General features: G+C 39.8%; 19 protein-coding genes. 8 read left to right on the forward strand and 11 right to left on the reverse strand.

Annotation, left to right across the window (positions count from 1 at the left end):
- Positions 1-124 precede the first annotated feature (124 nt).
- A complete protein-coding gene (locus EKM98_RS09780) occupies positions 125-1468 on the reverse strand; it encodes an FAD-dependent oxidoreductase (protein WP_125982376.1) in 1344 nt (447 codons plus the stop codon).
- A 208-nt stretch (positions 1469-1676) separates the two neighbouring features.
- On the opposite strand from EKM98_RS09780, the gene EKM98_RS09785 reads away from it, so the two are divergent.
- Together EKM98_RS09785 and EKM98_RS09790 are read left to right on the forward strand one after the other, a co-directional pair.
- Entirely contained in the window at positions 1677-1871 is a 195-nt protein-coding gene (locus EKM98_RS09785; RefSeq protein WP_125982377.1) for an NfeD family protein, read from the forward strand.
- Positions 1872-2221: 350 nt separating this feature from the next.
- Entirely contained in the window at positions 2222-3169 is a 948-nt protein-coding gene (locus EKM98_RS09790; protein WP_125982379.1) for an SPFH domain-containing protein, read from the forward strand.
- Between the two features lie 150 nt (positions 3170-3319).
- Here EKM98_RS09790 and EKM98_RS09795 read toward each other — a convergent pair whose 3' ends face one another.
- The 5 genes from EKM98_RS09795 to EKM98_RS09815 all read right to left on the reverse strand — a co-directional run bounded on the left by EKM98_RS09795 (position 3320) and on the right by EKM98_RS09815 (position 9206).
- Positions 3320-4597, reverse strand: a complete 1278-nt coding sequence (locus EKM98_RS09795; RefSeq protein ID WP_404802947.1) for an MFS transporter — start codon at positions 4595-4597, stop codon at positions 3320-3322.
- 371 nt (positions 4598-4968) lie between these two features.
- Positions 4969-5553 carry a 3-isopropylmalate dehydratase small subunit gene (gene leuD / locus EKM98_RS09800; protein ID WP_068225804.1) on the reverse strand — a complete coding sequence of 195 codons (585 nt, stop codon included), beginning with the start codon at positions 5551-5553 and terminating at the stop codon, positions 4969-4971.
- Positions 5554-5573: 20 nt separating this feature from the next.
- Positions 5574-6953, reverse strand: a complete 1380-nt coding sequence (gene leuC / locus EKM98_RS09805; RefSeq protein WP_068279119.1) for a 3-isopropylmalate dehydratase large subunit — start codon at positions 6951-6953, stop codon at positions 5574-5576.
- Positions 6954-6972: 19 nt separating this feature from the next.
- Complete coding sequence (gene leuB, locus EKM98_RS09810; protein ID WP_068225806.1) at positions 6973-8013, reverse strand: 3-isopropylmalate dehydrogenase; 1041 nt, start codon at positions 8011-8013, stop codon at positions 6973-6975.
- Positions 8010-9206: a 2-isopropylmalate synthase gene (locus EKM98_RS09815; protein WP_125982382.1), complete on the reverse strand. Its 1197-nt coding sequence runs from the start codon at positions 9204-9206 to the stop codon at positions 8010-8012. The genes leuB and EKM98_RS09815 overlap by 4 nt, the downstream gene beginning before the upstream one ends.
- A 725-nt stretch (positions 9207-9931) precedes the next feature.
- Between EKM98_RS09815 and thrC the strand changes: the two genes are divergently transcribed.
- From thrC to EKM98_RS09830, 3 genes are all read left to right on the forward strand, one after another.
- Complete coding sequence (gene thrC, locus EKM98_RS09820; protein ID WP_068225808.1) at positions 9932-11422, forward strand: threonine synthase; 1491 nt, start codon at positions 9932-9934, stop codon at positions 11420-11422.
- 186 nt (positions 11423-11608) lie between these two features.
- The gene (locus EKM98_RS09825) at positions 11609-12547 is read left to right on the forward strand and encodes an alpha/beta hydrolase (RefSeq protein ID WP_068279126.1); all 939 of its coding nucleotides are present in this window, start codon (positions 11609-11611) and stop codon (positions 12545-12547) included.
- Positions 12548-12812: 265 nt separating this feature from the next.
- Positions 12813-13064, forward strand: a complete 252-nt coding sequence (locus EKM98_RS09830; RefSeq protein WP_068225835.1) for a hypothetical protein — start codon at positions 12813-12815, stop codon at positions 13062-13064.
- Positions 13065-13441: 377 nt separating this feature from the next.
- Here the strand turns inward: EKM98_RS09830 and EKM98_RS09835 are convergent, their stop codons facing one another.
- The 5 genes from EKM98_RS09835 to EKM98_RS09855 form a co-directional block, all read right to left on the reverse strand.
- Complete coding sequence (locus EKM98_RS09835; protein WP_068225834.1) at positions 13442-14740, reverse strand: O-acetylhomoserine aminocarboxypropyltransferase/cysteine synthase family protein; 1299 nt, start codon at positions 14738-14740, stop codon at positions 13442-13444.
- A gap of 58 nt (positions 14741-14798) precedes the next feature.
- A complete protein-coding gene (locus EKM98_RS09840; RefSeq protein ID WP_068225833.1) occupies positions 14799-15947 on the reverse strand; it encodes an amidohydrolase in 1149 nt (382 codons plus the stop codon).
- 155 nt (positions 15948-16102) lie between these two features.
- On the reverse strand, positions 16103-16783 hold the full coding sequence (locus EKM98_RS09845; RefSeq protein ID WP_404802827.1) for a methionine ABC transporter permease: 681 nt from the start codon (positions 16781-16783) through the stop codon (positions 16103-16105).
- Complete coding sequence (locus EKM98_RS09850) at positions 16777-17817, reverse strand: methionine ABC transporter ATP-binding protein (RefSeq protein WP_082920431.1); 1041 nt, start codon at positions 17815-17817, stop codon at positions 16777-16779. Before EKM98_RS09850 ends, EKM98_RS09845 begins: the two co-directional genes overlap by 7 nt.
- Positions 17818-17902: 85 nt before the next feature.
- Positions 17903-18676, reverse strand: a complete 774-nt coding sequence (locus EKM98_RS09855) for a MetQ/NlpA family ABC transporter substrate-binding protein (protein WP_100077728.1) — start codon at positions 18674-18676, stop codon at positions 17903-17905.
- 669 nt (positions 18677-19345) lie between these two features.
- Between EKM98_RS09855 and EKM98_RS09860 the strand changes: the two genes are divergently transcribed.
- The 3 genes from EKM98_RS09860 to EKM98_RS09870 all read left to right on the forward strand — a co-directional run bounded on the left by EKM98_RS09860 (position 19346) and on the right by EKM98_RS09870 (position 21607).
- Positions 19346-19891, forward strand: coding sequence for a DUF1836 domain-containing protein (locus EKM98_RS09860; RefSeq protein ID WP_068225830.1), 546 nt, complete (start codon positions 19346-19348; stop codon positions 19889-19891).
- Entirely contained in the window at positions 19875-20735 is an 861-nt protein-coding gene (locus EKM98_RS09865; protein WP_068225829.1) for a DegV family protein, read from the forward strand. Before EKM98_RS09860 ends, EKM98_RS09865 begins: the two co-directional genes overlap by 17 nt.
- 227 nt (positions 20736-20962) lie before the next feature.
- Entirely contained in the window at positions 20963-21607 is a 645-nt protein-coding gene (locus tag EKM98_RS09870) for a VTT domain-containing protein (protein ID WP_068225828.1), read from the forward strand.
- Positions 21608-21660 lie beyond the last annotated feature (53 nt).

The following is a 21660-nucleotide window of genomic DNA, read 5'->3' on the forward strand; positions in this document are numbered from 1 at the left end:
ACGTGGCACTGGAAAAATCGAATATTCGATTTTTCCAGTGCCACGTCTTATTTAAACTTACTTATGTCACAGCCTCTCTTCCTATTTTCAATCATTATTCTAAAATGGGCGCTATTTGGTGTTATTAACGTGCCTCTTCTTGGTGCATTGCTGCCTGACCTAGTAAATTTAAATAATTAAATGGTCGATCATCATACGGTGAAAATAGCATGTCAACAAACGCTAAGTCTTCAATTGTATTCTTATTTTGAATACAAACTGATAACAGGTTAGCCGATTGAGCCACATCATATTTGCTAACAAGTTGCCCACCTAATATTCGATGATTATTTTGATCGTAAACTAAGCGCATTTCTATCGGCGTCGTTGATTCCATAAATTCCGGTCGATAATTATCCGTTAGATCAACCGCCGCTGCCGCAAAACCGTGCTTTTGCGCTCGTTCTAAGGTCAGGCCAGTTGACGCAACTGTTTTTCCGTACAAATGTAAGGCCGAGGTAGCCTGCGTGCCTAAATACTTTAATGTTGGTTTGAAAATATTTCTTCCAACCAACGCCCCCTGTCGAACCGCATTTGTTGCTAACGGTGTGTACTCATTAGACTGAGTAGGGTTAAAGTGAACGGCAGCTGAATCACCTGCCGCAAAAATGTCTGGGTCTGATGTTTGCATGTAATCATTAACACGAAGTGCCCCATCTTTTGTTAGCTCAACTTGGCCCTCTAACAAATCCGTCTGCGGTCGAAAACCAACACAAACAACGGCCAGATCCGCCTTACGTTCTGCCTTATTGGTACTAATGTAAACATGTTGATCATCGCTATCAAAATTATGCGCAACTTCGTTTAAATAAAGCTCAACCCCATGTTGCCGCATGTCTGCTTCAACCTCTTCAGAAAATGGTGCATCAACGTAGTGACTTAAAGGCCGGTGCAACCCATTAATTAACATCACTTCGTGTCCGGCCGAACTGTAAGCCTCAACAAGCTCAACCCCAACGTAGCCAGCACCGATAATTGCAATTCGTTTAGCCGACTTGGCCGTCTGGTAAATTTGCTTGGCGTCTTCGTAATCTTTGCACAATAGAATTCCGGGCAAACTAACACCCTTAATTGGTGGCACAACAGGTACTGACCCCGTTGCCATTACTAATTTATCGTAAGTATCCTGGTATTTAATCCCTGTTTGTAGCTCTTCAACTCGAAGTGTCTTATGCTTAGTATCAATCGCATAAACATCACAGTTAGTCCGTACTTTAGCACCTAACTGCTCCAAATCCTCTGGCGTTGCGTAAAACATCTCTTCCAATGATTTAACTTTGCCGCCAAGATAAAGCGAAATGCCACAAGATAAAAATGAAATATCTTGGTGACGCTCGTAAACGGTTACTTCTGTATTTGGAGAACTAGCCAATATTTGTCTAGCGGCGGCTGTACCAGCATGGGTACAACCAACAATAATAACTTTCATGTAAAATTTCTCCCGTCCTTTGACTGACGCTATTAATCCTAATTTGATTCTACTTCATAAAAACAAGACGTCAACTATTACTAATTGACTTACCTTTTTATCAAAAAAATTACTGGAGAGACTAAATCTGACAACAATCAATTAACTGCCTATTGTCATCGGGAGGTCGGGCGCATAGAATGAGTAAAATAATAAGAGGAGGCAAAAAATGTTAGATGATCGGTTATTAGGCCAAACTTTTCAATTAACGACAAGCGATCTGCAAGGCGTTATTGAATTTTACGGAATTTGGTACCATTATTTAGTGGAAGACACTGCCACTGCCGGTGATACCGTCATAATTGTTCGCGTTACTCCTCTATTATTGTACGTTCGGAAACAAGAAACTAACTTAGAATACTAGTAAAGGTATTTACCTGGCCAATTTAGTGTAAAAAACATGTTAATTACTGCACTATCTTAACTAAACGACTTAAGGTACACTAGGTGGGAACCTTGTTACTAGAACGTGGCTTAAAAGGTGTTCAAATTTTACTGCACAATTACAGTTAGTTATTCGGTTAAAAATATGAATTACTAACAGGCCGCTTGAATTAACAAGGCAGACAACGGTATTTTTCGAAATATCTGGGCCAATTTTAGTACGGAACTTACATAAAAAATGATTTCAGGACGCGCTCTAATTCTATAGAACTATTCTGAAAAATTTTTGGCTAAATAGGACTCATTGGATTAAAAAGGAGGAAATTGATTATGTTTGGTTGGATCATTGGGATTATCATTTTAATTGTACTTATTTTATTTGGGGTACTTTTCTTTTCTACTTTCGCTATTATTCATACGGGTGAAGTTGGTATTGTTGAACGACTTGGGGTTTACGTGCGCACGTTAGAACCCGGCTTTCACGTTGTTTTACCCATAATTTACCGAATCACCCAGATTGTTAATATGAAACAAATTCCCTTAAAAGTAGAAGAACAGGAAGTTATTACAAAAGATAACGTTGTCGTTAAAATCTCTGAAACTTTAAAGTATCACATTACAGACGTTAACGCCTACGTCTACAAAAACAAGAATTCCGTCTTAAGTATGGTTCAGGATACCCGGGCCAATTTACGCGGTATTATTGGTAACATGGATCTAAATGATGTATTAAATGGAACTGAAAAAATCAATACTACTTTATTCCAACAAATTGCTTCGACCACTGCTGGTTATGGTCTAAACGTTGATCGGGTCAACATTGATTCGATTAAAGTCGACGGCGACATTCAAGAATCAATGAACAAATTACTCCGTGCTTCTCGCGAAAAGCAGGCCAACATCACTGAAGCTGAAGGCTACAAACAGGCGGCAATTGCTAAGGCAGAAGGTCAAAAACAAAGTACCATTCTCGAGGCCGAGGCCAATAAACAAACGCAAGTCCTTGAAGCCCAAGGTAAGGCCGAAAGCCAACGTTTAGTCGCTGAATCTGTCCGCGATCAAATCAACCAAATTAATTCGGCTTTGGCCAACAATGGTGAATTATTCCTTCAATATAAGAACGTTGAAGCAATGGAGCAAGTTGCGGCCGGACAAAATAATACCATTGTTTTACCTAACAAATCACTTGATAGCCTAGGTACTATTCCAGCAATTGGTAAGGTGTTAACGGGTAGTAAAGTTGCCAAGTCTAACGATGAAGACGTTAAACCAAATTAATTAATTACGCTAATAAGATCCGCAAAGAGGCTGGGATAAAAATCCTAGCCTCTTACTGTTTCCGATCATTACTCTAGAACGTGCGCCAAAAGTTTGGGTTCACTGCGTAACGTAAACCCCAAACTGACTTTTATCCAACTCCTTTATTTGTTATTCGATTATCTTCTGTTTTGTTTCTGGGCCAAAGTACCAAACAACAGCCGCTGCAATTAAGGCGATCCCGCTAATCATAACAAAAATCAACGTGGGACTAAACCAGGTCAAAAATGCAGTCACTGCGTACGGCATGGCAACGGTAAATAATTTGGCAATACCGTTAGCAATGCCGGAACCACGAAAACGAAAAGTAGTTGGAAATAATTCAGCAACGTAGACGGCAACCACGGTGGCCATTAACACGTAAAAACAGCAGGTTAAGAAGAAACCAACAATCATTACGCCGGCAGAAGTAGTTTGGTAGGCATATAGCATGCCGAACACTGCTACCAAAATAAAACTTGGAATGATTACCCATTTTCGACCAATTCGATCAACCAATAAAGTACCGATCGCCGCCCCCACTGGAGCTCCCAACATCATGATTGTTGAAAATCCTAATGAGTGGACAACATTAATTCCCCGTTTAATTAACAACGTGGGCACCCAAGTTGTAAAAGTATACTGGCAAATAATCGTCGCTGAAACAGCAACGATTGCGACTAATAAACTAATACCAAGCTTTGGCGTGTGAACGGCCGGCGCTTTAGCTTGTTCTTCTTGCTCAATTATTGGTTGATTATCTTCCAATTTTTCAATAATGGCGGCCGCCTGCTCTCGCTTACCATGTGCGATTAACCAACGTGGGGATTCCGGAATATCGCGGCGTAAAATCCACAACACGATTGCAAAGATTCCAACCATAACGAACATAATTCGCCAGCCAAACCTTGGAATAATCAATGTACACAGCAACATCGTAATCGGTGCACCACAGTTAGCAATTAAAGAAGCAGCCGCACACCAACGTCCCCGTGATTTAATCGGTGCAAATTCATTTAACATTGAATAACCAGTTACGATTTCTGAACCAAGCCCAACGCTGCTCATAAACCGGCAAAAAATTAAGAAGCTCATATTGGGTGCAAAGGCCCCAATAAAGGTAAATCCACCAAATAAAACAAGATTAACCTGGTAGGCCTTGCGCCGTCCTTGTAAGTCACCAATAAAACCAGCCAACAGCGAGCCAATGAAAAGGCCAAGGAACCCAACTGATAAAAATACCGTGTTTTTCATTAAAGTTGACCAACCAGATTTCAGGAGAACACTGGCAACGCCACTTGCCATGTAAACATCAATGGCATCCAAAAACATACCTCCAGAAACTAACGCAAAAATTTTATAAAAAAGCCGTGTTGTGCTGGTATGATCCAGCCGTCGTTCTAAACTCATTGCTTGAGCCGCCATTGAATCTCCTCCTCATTTTTATAGGAATACTTTGTGTTGACACACAAACTACTTATCTTCGGATGATAGCCATTCTCCTAGCGCTCAAATCGCGCACTCGAAACATGGTCCGCCTCATTTTTATAGGAATAAGTTTGCTTTGAATCGCAAACTACTTATCTTCGTATGATAGCCATTCTCCTAGCGCTTAAACCGCGCACTCGAAACATGGTCCGCCTCATTTTATAGGAACACTTTGCGTTGACACGCAAACTAATTATCTTCGGATGATAGCCATTCTCCTAGCGCTTAAACTGCGCACTCGAAACATGGTCCTCCTCATTCTTTTAGAAACATTTTGCGCAAAGGCCTATTTTTTAGTCAAATACCGGCATCTTTGCTTCAAATGCTGTGATTTGGTCTTCGTAAGTCATCGTTAAATCAATATCATCAGTTCCCTTTAAAAACTTGTCTTTCCAAGTTGGATTGATTTCAAAAGTAAATTCATGGTTAGCGTACTTTACGCGTTGGTGCACCAAATCAATCGTGATTGTCTCTTCCGGCGTCGCCTTGGCCAAAATATCGCGGGCCGTTTGGGGTAAAACAATTGGTAGTAGACCATTTTTAGTACAGTTCATGTAAAAAATATCGCTGTAACCGCCGGCAATAATAACTTTAAACCCCCAATCCTTTAATGCCCAAGCAGCGTGTTCACGTGAAGAACCACAACCAAAATTGTTCCCGGTTACTAGAATTGTGGCTCCCTTTGAAGTTGGTTGATTCAAAATAAAATCAGGATTTGGCCGACCATTTTTCAAATAGCGCCAATCATAAAAAAGGTGAATACCAAAACCAGTTTTTAGAATATTCTTTAAAAATTGTTTCGGAATAATTTGATCAGTATCGACATCATTTCGCATTAAAGCAACTGATTTTCCTGTATGTACAGTAATTGGTTCCATTTTTTCTCTTCCCTTCTGAATTAAGCCGTAACTGTTTGTTTACGAATATCAACAAAGTGCCCGTATATTGCTGCCGTTGCAACCATTGCTGGACTTGCCAAATGGGTCATTGACCCCACTCCCTGGCGACCAACGAAATTACGGTTAGAAGTTGATGCACAATGTACTCCGGCTGGCACTTGATCTGGATTCATTCCCAGACATGCCGAGCACCCAGGTTCACGCCACTCACAACCAGCGTCCTTGAAAATTTTATCGTATCCCCGTCGCTCGGCCTCTTCACGAATGGCTCGAGAAGCCGGCACAACTAACGCCGTAATCTTTGGGTTAATGTGCCGCCCTTTTAAAATATTAGCGGCAATTTTTAAATCAGATAAACGCCCGTTAGTACAAGAACCAATAAAGACAAAACCAATATCAATTTCTTCTGGCTTTTGCGCTGGCTTCAGGCCCTCATAGTCATAAGCCTTTTGGTCATTAATATCTTTTGGCTCTGGAAATGGCTGATCAATCGGAACGGCCATCCCCGGATTAGTCCCCCAAGAAACGTAAGGTGCCAGACTAGAAACATCAAAGTCCATTCGGTCATCAAAAGCACTTTCGTCATCCGTATAAAATTGTTGCCAGTATGCTTTAGCGGCGGCCATATCTTTTGGTGCGTATTCGCGACCAGTTACGTAATCAAAGGTCGTCTGATCCGGGCGAATAATCCCGCTCTTGGCACCACCTTCAATCACCATATTACATAAAGTCATCCGTTCATCCATCGACATATTTTCAATCGTGTTACCGTAAAATTCAATCGCATAACCCGTTCCAAAATCAACGCCATTTTGCGCAATTAACGCCATAACTAAATCTTTAGCGTAAACACCCTTTTGAAAATCACCATGAACGTGAATTCCCATTGTTTTCGGTTTGGCCTGCCAAATCGTCTGGGTTGCGAAAACATGTTCCACTTCTGAAGTTCCAATCCCAAAGGCAATCGACCCAAAGGCACCATGCGTGGAAGTGTGCGAATCCCCACAAACAATGACTTCACCAGGCTGGGTCAACCCTAGCTGCGGTCCAATTGCGTGGATAATTCCTTGCTGTTCTTCGCCAATTGCCGCCAAACGAACGCCAAAATCAGTACAATTTTTTCGTAAAGTGTCCATTTGTTTACGGGAAATAACGTCTTTAACGTTAAAAATATCTTCAGTTGGTACATTATGATCCATGGTTGCAAATGTACGATCTGGTCGCCGAACTTTACGGTTGTTTTCCCGTAATCCTTCAAAAGCCTGCGGCGACGTTACTTCATGAACTAGGTGAAGATCAACGTAGATTAATTGCGGTTCACCCGCTTTACCACTAATAACGTGTTTATTCCAAATTTTGTCGTACATTGTTTGTGCCATTTTAAAAACCTGCTTTCGTTTAAATATGTTGAATAATTGCTTTCGTCATTACTTGCGTTGTTGCCTTTCCACCTAAATCTGGTGGAAGAATTCCTTCTTGCAGTGTTGCGGTCACCGCAGCATCAATTAAATCTGCTGTCTGAGTTTCCTGAAACGAGTTCCGCAGCATCATGGTAATCGAGTTAATCATCGACAGTGGATCAGCAATTCCTTTGCCGGCAATATCTGGCGCTGATCCGTGAATTGGTTCGTAAAGGCTTGGGCCGCTATCACCCCGGCTCTCGGAAGGAATTGTGCCAAGTGAACCAGTAACCGTTGCCGCCTCGTCACTTAAAATGTCACCAAATAAATTTTCTGTAATAATCACATCAAAATTAGTGGGTTGCTGCACAATTTTCATTGCCGCGGCATCGACATATTCAAAATCTAACCGAATTTCGGGATAATCTGTTGCCATCTCATTTGCGATCGCTCGCCACAATTTACTAGTTGCTAGGACATTTGCTTTATCGACCACTGTAACGTGTTGGCGCCGCTGCTTGGCCAGTTCAAAACCCGCCTTTAAAATACGCTGAATCTCTTTACGAGAATAATACATTGTGTCAAGTGCCTCAGCAGCGTGTTGGTAGCGTGGTTCACCAAAGTAAATGCCGCTGGTTAGTTCACGAACAATAACAAAATCAGTCCCCTGTGCAATTTCTGCCTTTAACGGTGAGCGTTGAACTAGTGCTGGATTAACGTGAGTTGGTCGAATATTGGCAAATAAATTCAAGGCTTTGCGAATTGCTAGTAATCCTTGCTCTGGTCGTTTAGGCGCCTGATCCCATTTAGGCCCACCAATTGCTGCCAATAAAATTGCGTCGGCCGCCTTGGTACCGCTAATAGTTGCTGCCGGTAGTGGCTCACCAACCTGATCAATTGCCGCCCCGCCAAATGGGTACGTGGTAGTGTGATAATTAAAATTTGTGACCTTAGCCGCTGCTGCAAAAACCTTTAGCCCGGCCGCCATAATTTCTGGTCCAATGTAATCACCTGGCAAAATTGCAATTTCATAACTCATGCCGAAACCACTTCCTTTACAACTGTTTCTTCACAGGCACCATCTTTTGCAATGGCGGTCATCATCCGGTGTAAATCATCTTCCGAAACCAACTTAGTTTGATCAGCAATTCGTTTGAAAATTGGAAAAATAGTTCGCATTTCTTCCCGATTAACGTCATAACCCATCTCATTTAACTTCACCATAATTGCGTGACTACCTGACAATTTACCTAATGGCAATGCCGTTGCTTTCATACCCACGGTTTCTGGCGTTAAAATTTCATAAGTTTGCGGATTTTTCAGATAACCATCTTGGTGAATACCCGATTCAATCGAGAAACAATTAACACCTGTTACTGGTTGATTATTGGCGACTTGCATCTGAGCAAAATTACTGACCATTTCACTTGTTTGCTTCGTTTCCTTCATATTGATGTTGTCGGTGCACTGATAATAGTCTTTGCGGACGTAGAAATTAGCCGCAATTTGTTCTAAGGCTACATTACCAGCGTGTTCACCAATCCCATTTATCGTCCCTTCGACCCGGGTCGCACCATTCTCGATGGCAGCTAACGTATTGGCCGTGGCCATCCCCAAGTCATTATGACAATGAGAAGAAAAAATAATGTCATCAAACTGTTGAATATGTTGTTGTAAGTATTGAAATAGATGCCCGTATTCAATTGGATTTGTGTAGCCAACCGTGTCGGCAATATTGATAACGGTCGCTCCAGCATCAATCGCGGTTTGACAAGCCTCGGCCAAAAAATCAAGTTCGGTTCGAGTTGCATCTTCAGGTGAGAACTGAACAATATCAAAGAATTGTTTTGCGTAACTGACGTGTGCCTTGATGCTTTCAATCACCTGCTCTTTCGTCATGTGTAATTTAGACTCACGATGAATTGGGCTAGTTGCAATAAAAACATGAATTTGTTTAATCGCGGCGTCCTTGGTTGCCTTGGTGCACGAATCAATGTCGGCATTTTTACAACGGGCCAGCCCTGTAATCATCGTGTGATCAACAGCCTTTGAAACGGCCGCGACGGCTTCAAAGTCTTGCGGTGAAGCAATTGGAAAGCCTGCTTCAATCACGTCAACGCCCCACTTCTCTAATTGTTTAGCGATTGCAACCTTTTGTTGAATGCTAAAGTTAACCCCAATTGTCTGTTCACCATCACGTAATGTTGTGTCAAAAAATTGAATTTTTTTCATATTCAAGCTCTCCTTTTCTATTTGCAATTAGCCAACGTGTAAATTGTCTAATAGCACGTGCACCTCTGAAAAATAAAACGAGCACCCTACTTAAAAAGTAGGGTGCTCGGCTTGAATGCTTTGCTTGTGAGCCCTACTTCCTAACGCGAATAGGGCTCAACACGATGATGTGTAGAGTCCTGGTTAGAGGAGTAGGGCAAGTGCTAAAGTGGTCATCTCTTGGTTAGATTTATTCAATTTTGCAGTTGAAAAATAATTCATATTGATGACCTCCTTTAAACACTTTATTTGTTGTTGGTATTTATATTAATCGTCTAAATGTGAAATGTCAACTCGTTTTATAATATTAAATTAATCTTCTATTAATGCTTTTATAATCGTGCAGACATTTTCCTAATTTTTTTGCTTGTTAAACGTTAATTGACGCGCTTACACTAAAATGATAATAGGTATGAAGCAATTTTTCACACTGCTCCATAACAATTCTAAGGCCCATTTTAGTAACTAAATCATGATTAGAAGATACTTTTACTAGGATCTCCTTGGTCTCCTTAGTGTAAACGCGGTTAAAAAAGTTTTTACCGTCTACAGCATTCTTCAATTGGTTACTAAAATTACTTAATGTTTTCACTTATAAGCGCAACTTAAGGACGTTATATGGTATTATTTTGGTAAACACTCTAACTGATTTCTCATTAATAGAAATGCAAAGGAAGGTATCACCTATGGAAATCTTGTATCGAAGTACTCGTGGCCCTGAAGAAAAGGCATTAACTGCCTCGCAGGCAATTTTACAGGGACTCGCTCCCGATGGTGGCCTATTTGTACCTGTTGACCTACCCCAAGTTGAACTTAACTTTGCTAAATTAATCAATGCGCCTTACCAAGAGGTTGCTTACCAAATTTTACACGCCTTTTTAACTGACTTTACTGAACAGGAATTACGCGATTGTATTAATAAGGCTTACGATAAAAAATTTACGACACCAGCCATTGCGCCGTTAAAAAAATCTGAAGACGGCTATTTTCTTGAACTTTTCCACGGTCCAACGTTAGCCTTCAAGGATATGGCATTATCAATTCTGCCGTATTTAATGACTACCGCCGCCAAGAAGAATCATCTGGATAAGGAGATTGTCATTCTAACGGCAACTTCTGGTGATACGGGCAAGGCCGCTATGGCTGGCTTTGCCGATGTTCCCGGAACCTCAATTATTGTCTTCTACCCTAAAGACGGTGTCAGCAGCATCCAAAAGCAACAAATGGTCACGCAAACTGGTGCCAACACGCACGTTGTGGGAATTGATGGTAATTTTGATCAAGCACAAACTAACGTCAAAAAAATCTTTAATGATACCTTGTTTCGGAAACAATTAGCCGCCAAAGATTTCCAGTTTTCCTCGGCTAATTCGATTAATATTGGCCGTTTGGTTCCACAGATTGCCTATTACGTCTTCGCCTATGCGCAGTTACTCAAAAAAGGTGCCATTAAGAATGGCGATAAAGTTAATTTTTCTGTTCCAACGGGTAATTTTGGCAATATTTTGGCGGCTTATTACGCCAAAGCAATTGGCCTCCCGATTGGTAAATTAATTTGTGCGTCAAATAAAAATAATGTTCTGACTGACTTTTTTAATAGTGGCGTCTACGACAAAAATCGTCCGTTCTACGTGACAACCTCGCCATCAATGGATATTCTTGTTTCAAGTAATCTTGAACGCTTAATTTTCCAACTTAGTGGGAAAAATGATCAGCAAACCCGAATTTTTATGCAGTTACTTAACGAAACTGGCAACTATCAAGTTAACGATAATATGCGGCGTAGCTTAGATGATTTTTACGCGGATTATGCTAGCGAATTAGAGACAACTAACGAAATTAATCGTGTCTTCCGGGAAAATCAGTATACGATTGACCCCCATACTGCTGTTGCCTCTGCTGTAGCCCGTAAATATCACGAAGCAACTGGCGATAAAGCCTTAACAGTTGTCGTTTCAACGGCTAGTCCATTTAAATTTCCTAACCCGGTATTACAAGCTCTATCCGGCAAGGCGGCACCAGTTGATGGTATTCCGGCCGATGAAACACTGGCTAGCTTCATTAATTTGCCACTACCCAAACCAATTGAACAACTGCGAAGCGCACCAGTTTTGCACAAGCAAATAGTAGAACCAAATGCGATGCAAGAGGCAATCGCAGAAATTTTAGGCGTTTAATTACCATTTAATTGACCGGGATAAAATTAAATTTATCCCGGTCTTTTATTGTCCAATTTTCTTTTACGACAGAATGGGTCTTCCCACCCACACGGTCCGTGAGCACGTTAACTGACAAATGAAAGGAAATTAGTTTATAATAACTGTTGCAATCTGTATCTTTAAATTTACGAGGTGGCCAAAAAAATGAAGAAAAAAACAATCCTTGAGTTGGCCGCACCGGCAGTTGTCGCCTCTAGCGCCCTTGCTGCTAGTTTACGACTATTCGATTACGCTTTTAAGCGCGTTGATTACATTCCTGAGACTTCTGCTGATAAGCAAAAATACGCAACTGCCTACTACCATTACGTTGATTGGTATAAACAAATTCCAAAAGAAAAATGGGTGCTTCACCCTGATGATCTTGAAAATCGATTAGTTGCTAATTTTATTCCGGCGCCTAAACCATCCAAGCAGACGGTCATTATCTCACATGGCTACAAGGGTGATGGCGAAACAATGGCGAATTACGCCCAACTTTTTTACAACCTTGGCTACAATGTCCTACTACCTGATGACCGAAGCCACGGCGAAAGTGCTGGTGACTACATCAATTTTGGTTGGTTAGATCGCCTTGATTATCTAGAATGGTTGAATAAAATTATCGTCAAACTTGGTACTGACAGTGTCATTGTTTTGTACGGTGCAAGTATGGGTGGTGCAACGGTGGAAATGATGAGCGGCGAAAAGCTACCGCCACAAGTCAAGGCTCTGATTGCCGATAGTGGCTATTCAAGTATTGAGGCCGAATTGAGCTATTTGCTTAGAAAACAATTTCACTTGCCAAAATATCCATTTGTACCTTTAGTTAGCATGATCAATAAACGCCGGCTGGGGTACTACTTAAGCGATGTTGAATCCACTAGTCAATTAAGTAAAAATCACTTGCCGATTTTATTTATTCATGGTGATAAGGACGTTTATGTTCCCCATAGCATGGCTTTTCGTAACTATGACGCAACTCAGGGCCCACGCGAATTGTGGATTGTAAAGGGTGCCTCTCACGTTGAAAGCTTCTGGCTAGACCCTGTTCGTTATCAGAACCACGTTGCCCATTTTTTAACCAAGTATTTAGTTACGAATTAATTGCTAGAAAATATTTAAAAAGACCTTAGATTCTATTTCGCAGTTGCCGTTATTGGCAAAAGCGGTTTCAAGCACACCCGCGCTGGTTTTGGAACACGCTAATACGTTTCTACTTAAGCTTTTCTTTGACTACTTAAATAATTCCTAAGCAATCCGTCACACATTTATCATAGCTTTGTCCGGTTTTCATCATCTCTAATCGATAAACTGAAGTTGTTCTAATCAAGAAAGCACCCGCATTGAACACAAGAAAAGGATGATTTTAATGCTCTTAGATGATGGAAAAACAATTAAAAATATTATCGCTGCAAAAATTGTTAAAGTGGCCTACCCTAAAGTTATTGCCCAAGACGAACTTGGCGAATTAATCACAATTAATACTTCAGAAAAACAACAAGATGACCCATTATTTTGGGAATCATTAAAAAATATTTTACACGCGCAGCTCTGGGTCCCAGTTGGTCGCCACTTTCACCAATTACTTGCACTTGACTGGATAGCACCCGTTGCCGAATAGATAATTATTGAAAAAAAGCGTGGAATAAGAGTCGGTTTTGAATTTACTGCGTAACGTAGGCTAATCCAGACTTTTGGCGCACGTTCTAGAGTAATGCCCGAAAATAGTAAGAGGCCTGGACTTTTGTCCCGGCCTCCTGATTTATGGAGATCAATTTCTTTAAGAATTGATCTCTTTTCTATACATAAATTTAAATTAAATACAGGTACGTAAAATCGAGTACATTGAAATAAGCGTAATCCTTCAAAGCATTTATTATTTTATACTTCTCAGGAATAACTAATTTATAAAATTAGTATTACCCATTTTTTCAAACGTTTTAAACCTATTTTTGATAGCATCTAACAAGACTATCCATCAAAAAATATTTGTGATCTTTATTGAAAAGCCTTCGTAATTGCCTGATCTAAATCAGATATAAGATTTTCCACATTTTCTAAACCAATCGATAAGCGGAGTACTTCGTTTGTTAAATGCTGCCTTAATAACATATTTTTGGGGATTTCTCGATGTGTTACCCGTGTTGGGTTAACAATCAAAGAACGGACATCCCCTATATTCGGTAAATAATTGAAGATTTTTACTTGATCAAGTATCTTTTTTGTTTGTTCTTCATTGCCTGCCACTTTAAAGGACAGAATACCCCCGATACCCTTAGGAAAATATTTGGCTAATAATGGATCAGCTTTATCAATTCCAGAATAATAAACTTGCTCAATATGTGAATTAGTCTGTAAATATTGTGCAATAGCTGTAGCGTTATGCACTTCCTTTGTTAACCTTTCTGAGATTGTTTCCAAACCCAATAAGGCTAAATACGCATCAAAAGGGCCTAAAGTGCCACCAAATAAGCGCGCATATTTCATTTTGATCCGCGCAATAAATGCATTTGCTCCAAATTTAGTTGAAAAACTAGTACTGGTATCTTGCGACTCGCCGGTTAAAATGAACTCATCTTCCGTAAACTGAGGAAAATGCCCATTTGTCCAATCAAATTGCCCATGATCAACAATTAAGCCAGAAATCGCATTTCCATGTCCGTTAATTCCCTTGGTTGACGAATATACCACAACATCGGCACCAAAAGTAAATGGTCTAAACAAGTAAGATGTCGGCAATGTATTATCAACAATTAATGGAATTCCTGCAGCATGTGCAATTTTAGCAAGCCCTTCAATATCAGCGATTTCCGTACTTGGGTTGGCAATACTTTCAACATAAATTGCCTTGGTATTCGGCCGAATCAATTGTTTGACCCGCTTTAAATCGTTAACTTCATCATAAAAATCAAAATTAATATTAAATTTAGGTAAAAGAGTTCTAAATTCATCAAGACTAGCGCCATATATATTGATTGGCGCGATGATACGGCCACCTCCTTCAGCAACGTTCAGGATTGCGTATGAAATAGCGGCCATCCCGGAACTAACTGCAACTGCACCAATTCCACCTTCTAAAGCTGCTATTCTATCTTCAAGGACTTTGACGGTTGGATTGCCCACTCGAGAATAGCTATAACGATCCTTTTTAACCCCCGCTGCAATTTCTTCCGCGGTTTGAGCATCACCTAAACCAAATGCCGCCGTCTCGTAGATTGGTACGGAAGATGCATATAAATGTTCTTTAGGCCGATAACCCGCATGAATTCTCAATGTATCGTAATCTTGTTCAGACACTAATGATTCCTCCTTTAAAGTCTAATAAATTGATATTAACAACAGTGGCGTTGCAATATTAATTGGTTGATAACTCTTTGAGTAATCTAATCGCATTACGTTCAAAAAACTTAGTACCATAAATAACCGTTTCATCGGCGGCCGTAAACCGTGAATTGTGATTACTGACAGTACCGCCGTTCCCTATATTTGCGTATACGCCTGGAATATAAGTTTGATAACAAGAAAAATCGTCACTTCCTAATCGTGGTTGTAAATCATACGTTGTCGTAAACTGACTGCTTTCGTCAATCATGATCTGTGTTAACTCTTTATCATTATCAACAGACGGATCACCAGTATACCAAGTGATTGTGGCCGTCGTTCCGTAGGCCTTCGCCGTATTATTGACAATATCAAAAAAATGCGTCTTGATGGTTTGACGAATCTTTTTATCAGTCGTTCGGACTGTTCCTTCAAAAAAGGCCGTCTCGGGAATAATATTCCACGTATTTCCCGCCGCTACATGTGTTATGCTCAGCACCCCACCTTGTAGGGGATCAATCTGACGGCTTATAACGGTTTGTAAGGCGCCAATCTCGGCACCTAATGCAACAATTGGATCCTGACCATTTTGTGGTGCAGAAGCATGTGTACCAATACCAGTCAATGTAACCTTAAATTTATCAATTGCTCCACTAGTGATTCCTGCTCTAAAGCCAATTTGGCCAACGGGCTGATTAGGTGTGTTATGAAAGCCAATAATGGCGGCCAAATCCTTAATTTTTCCATCATGAATCACCTGAAGTGCACCTTCATCTGCCTCTTCGGCCAATTGAAAAATTAATCTCACTCTTCCAGGCAACACTTGCTCCTGCTGCTTTAATAAATATGCCCCACCTAGTAAAGAAACAATGTGTGTATCATGACCACACGCATGCATGACTCCTGGATTTTTTGAACGAAATGTAACATTTGCCGCCTCATCAATCGGCAATGCATCAATATCCGCTCGTAACCCAAGTATTGGACCATCATTTTGGCCTATTTCGGCGAAAACACCTGTTTTTAAATTTGTTGGCAATAATCGAATTCCCCAGCTAGTTAGTATTTCACGAATTTTCTTAGTTGTATTAAATTCTTTACTTGATAATTCTGGATATTCATGAAAATAGTGGCGGTACGCAATTAGTTGTGCGGATAAAGTTTCATTTAATAATTCACTCATTTGATTCACCCATCTCTGTAAAATAACCTTAATTTTCTAATTAAACCTAAAACCATTTTTTGTAAATCTTCTAAATTGTCTTTAACTAGAGAACGTTTAAAAAAACACTTTTATAGTGTTTACCTGACTAATTTAGTGCGGTACTTTCAACTATTTTAATGTTCTAATCTTCTAATAAAGAAATCACCAATCAATTGAATCAGTAAAACCATGATTAAAATGATGGCAGTTGCAGCAATAGTCACATCATTTTCAAATTGGTTATAACCCAAGGTAATGGCAATATCACCTAATCCCCCAGCCCCAACTGCACCGGCCATTGCCGTTAGACTGATCAAACTAATAATAGTGACAATTGAAACTCGCACAATCTCCGAAAGTCCCTCTTTTAGATAAACATGAATAATAATATCAAGTGGTGTCAGTCCCATAGCCTGCGATGCCTCTACCATACCTGGATCAACTTCAGCCAGTGCATTTTGAATCTGGCGAGCGTAGAACGGAGAACAGCCTAACACCAGCGGTACAATGGCCGCCGTTGTACCGATAGAAGTACCGATAATGGCCCGGGTCACTGGCGTTAATAATGCTAATAAGATAATAAACGGAATCGCTCTAAAAATATTGATGATTTTATCAACAATTTGATAAACAAATTTATTTTCTAGTAACTGATTAGGCTCTGTCACCACTAAAATAACACCGAAAACAACACCAAAAATGCCAGCAATAATAATGGAAATGGCAGTCATATAAAGCGTTTGTCCAATGGCCTGCACAAATTGATCCTGATTTGCAACAACGTTAGGAAAAAATTTGGAAATTAAGCTCAATATGAGCGGCCCCCTCCCGTTAATTGGTAGTTATATCGATGGCTCTTAAGTTGTCGCAGAACTTTGGCAACTTGTTCTTTGTTCCCTTGTATTCCAAGAATTAAATTGGTAATTACTCGTTGTTGAATAAACTGCGAATTACTATAAAAAATACGCATTGGAACTCCCAATACCGCAATAATCTCAACGATTTTTGCTTGATCCTCATTAGGACTGTTAATGAATGTCACTTCTATCACCGTCTCTTTAGGCCGTAAATCTAGGCTCTGAATAACATCATTATTTTGATGTCCAAAACCGATAAAGGTTTGTGTCAATACTTCCTTGGGATGTAAAAAAAGATCTAAGATACTACCATTTTCAACGACTTTCCCTTGATTCAAAACAACAACTTTATTACAGGTGCTCTTGATGACTTCCATCTCGTGACTAATCATAATAATAGTTAAATGTAATTCGGTATTAAGTTTCTTCAAAATAGTCAAAATATCTTCTGTTGTTTTGGGATCCAAGGCGCTCGTTGCTTCATCGCTAATTAATATCTCTGGATCATTTGCCAAAGATCGTGCAATTGCAACTCTTTGCTTTTGCCCTCCTGATAACTGCCGTGGGTAGGACATTTTCTTGTTGGCCAAACCAACCAATTTTAATAATCGTTCGGCCTTTTCTCTTTGTGCCACTTTTGATAAACCACTATGTAAAAGTGGCAGTGTTATATTTTCTTCAACTGTTCTTGTATTCATGAGATTGAAGTGTTGAAAAATCATACCAATCTTCTTGCGAGAATTTCGCAATTGTGCAGCCGATAAATCTATTAAACTTTGACCGTTAACAATAATTTGTCCTTGTGTTGGCCTTTGTAAAAAATTGATTGTCCGGGCCAGAGTGCTCTTACCTGCTCCAGAATACCCAATAATACCAAATACATCACCCTTTTGAATATCAAAGGAAACGTGATCGACAGCAGTTACATTTTTCTCATTGCCGCAAAATGTAACACTAACATTTTTTAAAGAAATAATAGGATCTTCCACCATCGCTGCCCCCTGCGTTAAAAATTCATTCTACTTTGCAAGATATAGTCGTCTTGTAAAATGTCTAATATTTTTCCGGTAAAGATATTTAATTAATTTCTGTCTTTGGAATATACCAATATCCCTGTTGATTATGTTGTTTAACGTAAGTCTTGAATTGTTTAGATGCATAGGCCTTCACAACCGCTTTTGCCCACGGCTTATTTTGATTCTTTTTATTGACAGTTGCCACTAACAAATATTGTTTTGCTAACTTTTCCTGACGAAGACTTGTTTTAGCAGAAATCTTAGCACTATAGCTTATGCTACCTGGTAAAACTGCATAATTAACATCCTTTATGCTGCGCGGAATTTGACTTGAATTCATTTCCGTAAATTTTAAATGGTGTGGATTTTTGGCAATATCAGTTTGTGACACTGTTACCGAATTCTTGGCCGATTTTTTCAAAGTAATGAGTTTTGCCTGCTGTAATAATTGGTAAGCCCGTGATCTATTTGCCGGATCATTAGGAATTGCAATATTTGCGCCCTTTTTTATATTTTTAATTGACTTACTACTACCTGGAAAAATCCCCATTGGAACAGTTGGTACATAGGCAATTCCTACAAAGTGTGCCTTTTTCTGCTTATTAAAATTATCTAACCATGCGGTATGCTGTTCCACATTCAAATCAGCATCCCCTTGATCCAAGGCCTCATCTGCATGATTTAAATCTGAAAAGGATTGGCTAGTTACCTTGTAACCTTCTTTCTCAAGGATCGGTTTCACACCTTTCAAAAATAGATCACTATATGGACCAGGTGACGTCGCTAGTCTGATAGTTTCCTTTGCGGTTGTCTGTGCTTCGCTACGCTGAGTCATCAGCACATTGCCCCCTATAAATACAATTGTCCCAAGCAATAGTGAAAATAAAAACCTATGCCAATTTATTCTTTTGATCATCTTGAAAACCCCTCTCTTTATTTAGCAAACGAAAAAGCACTCTCGTTACTTTATCTATTATTAATCTAGACAAAGGACGAAAGTGCTTTTTCGCGTTACCACCTTATTTTAAATAACCCTCACGAGCCATTTCTTATTAGGTACAGCACAACAGCCAAAATTGAATACTGCTACACAAATACCCGTTCTCTATAACGGGAGTTCCCGTTGTCGTCTAACAAAACTGCTCGACTTCAAAAACGATATCGAAAGACCATCTTTAGTTATAAACTAATGTCATCTTTCACCGTCTGATGACTCTCTTTGATCAGTTCCATAACTTACTCATCTTTACATTTATCTGAACTATTAATTTACAACAGTATTAACCAATGATGAGAAAAAGTCAATCTTTTTTAAAAATTGATGATTTTTTAATGTGACTAAGGAGCCGATTTGTATAAGGCCAGCACTTTTCTTAACTATTCGTTTTCTATATTGGTTTGATCATCTAGAAATTAATTAATCTTTTCACTTCATACTATCTAGTTTACAGAACTAGATGATAAAGCTATACTAATTATATTGTCTCAAAGGAGAGTGACTGAAATGGCAAATAATTTACCCCCTGAATTACAAAGTTGGCTGAACGACTTTCGGCGAATTAAATTACCTATGTGGCAAGATTTTCCTAAATTTGATATTTATATGGACCAACTAGTGAGTTTAGTTAATCAATATTTGGCCCCCTTTGAGCTGGATCCCGTCACACCAGCAATGATTAATAATTACGTTAAGCACAAGGTTATGTTTAAACCCGTTAAAAAGAAATATCAGCGCACACATCTGGCCGCAGTCATTGTGCTTTCAATTTTAAAAACGGCTTTTCCATTGGATATGATTCGTTTAGGTTTTGCACAGGAACTAAATGCCGTAACTGCGCAAGAGGCCTATGATCGCTTTGTTCGGTTAATGACCCAGAAATTAACGGCCTTGACCTTAGAACAACCAGTCCAGCCAGTAGAAACAGCGACTGTCTTTAGTTGGGACGCAGCGATTCAACAAACGGCCGCAACGACCGTCATTTATCAGCTGGTCAGTGAGAAAATTATGATCTTGGCTCGAGAGGAGTACAAAAATGACCCAAAAGACTAATGTTGCTATTTTAGTAGATTCTTGTTCTGACGTTCCGGAAGAGTTCATTAAGGCCCACCATCTATTCATGGTTCCAATGACAATCACCTACCATGATAAAATTTATTTAGATAAAGTAACGATTACCCCAGAAGAGGTCTACGCTAACCTTGATCAGGAAGTTCCAAAAACTGCTTCGCCCACTGGTGATCTAATCTCAAAGGCCTTCGCAACAATTAAAGCTGAAGGCTACACCGATGTAATTGCTATTTGTATTTCTAGTGGCCTATCCGGTACTTTCCAGCAAGTACAATTGGCCGCCCGGGTTTCTGGACTAGAGGCCAGTGTAATTGATACCAAAAATATTGGTATTGCTAGTGGCTTCTCGGCTATTTTGGCCACACAGTTATCTGAAGAAGGTCTCCAACGTGGTGAAATTGTGGCACGTGTTCAAACGGTGGCAAAACGTACCAAAGTCTTCTTCTACGTTCCCACCCTCACCTATTTACAAAAAGGTGGTCGAATTGGCCGCGTGGCTGGCATGGCTGGTGCGCTATTAAATATTAAGCCAATCATTTCTTGTGATGATAACGGGATTTATTACCCAGTTGCAAAAGTTCGTGGTGAAAAAAAGGCCTTGCAAAAGTTATTGCAACTTGTGAAGCAGCAGGTCGGTGTGGCACAACAATTTAATCTCGCCGTTGCTGACGGTGCTAATTCAAAAATTGCTGCCCAGATAAAGCAGCAACTGGAAACTGAGCACCCTAAGGTTGGTAAAATCTATAGTGGTAATGTTTCACCGGCTCTAGGTGTTCATACTGGCCCTGGTCTAATTGGAGTTGGTATTCAAATATTAGACGACTAAGTATTAAAAATTTTCATCTCTTGGTAAATCGTGGGATAATAAAAGGTATTGCGACAAAACAAACTTTGCCGCAACGCCTTTTTATATTTCTGGATATTTTGTATATGACTGTAGCAAAGAACTAAAGCGTATTTGAAAAAATTGCCTTTTCAAGCACCCTCTAGTTTGGAAGCTTCGAATATTTTCTAACCACGGCTATTTCTGTTTTTATCAAGGAGGGCTTCATCGTGCTTACACAATTAATCAACATTATCTTTAATCTGGAAAGTTACCTGTCACCCTTTTTAGAACATCTAGGCCAATCCGTTTACCTAATTTTATTCATTCTCATTTTTTTAGAAACGGCCTCGTTAGTTTTCGTTTTCATTCCTGGACAATCATTTATCTTTTTGGCCAGTACACTGGCCGCATCCTCCGCCTCTGGCCTTAATATTTGGCGACTTTTACTTGATTTTCTTCTGGCCGCATTTTTCGGTAACATCGTTAAATATTACATTGGTCAACATTTTTATCGGCACAGGGCAATTCAATCTAACGCGCAATCTCGTTTTGGTCGCGCGCAAAGGCTCTTAAATAATCATGGCGAACAAATCGTTATATTTGGCCGCTTTATTCCAATCTTAGGAAATTTAATTCCAACAATTGCTGGCGCCACTAAAATGAACCCACTTCATTATTTGTTTTATACAGCCATTGGTGTCCTTGTGTGGGTAGATGTTATCGCGGCACTTGGCTTTTTCCTAGGTCGCCTACCAATTGTTCACCATAATCTAACTTGGTTTTTACTTGGCTTCTTTATTATTTCAGCACTACCTTCCCTTATAAAAACTGGATGGGATCACTGGAAAAGGCCTGCAACCGAACACAATTAAATACGAAAAAGGCGGTTAAATTCTTACTACGCCACGTAAGAATTTAACCGCTC

The sequence above is a fragment of the Loigolactobacillus iwatensis genome (assembly GCF_003950295.1).
Lineage (GTDB): Bacteria > Bacillota > Bacilli > Lactobacillales > Lactobacillaceae > Loigolactobacillus > Loigolactobacillus iwatensis.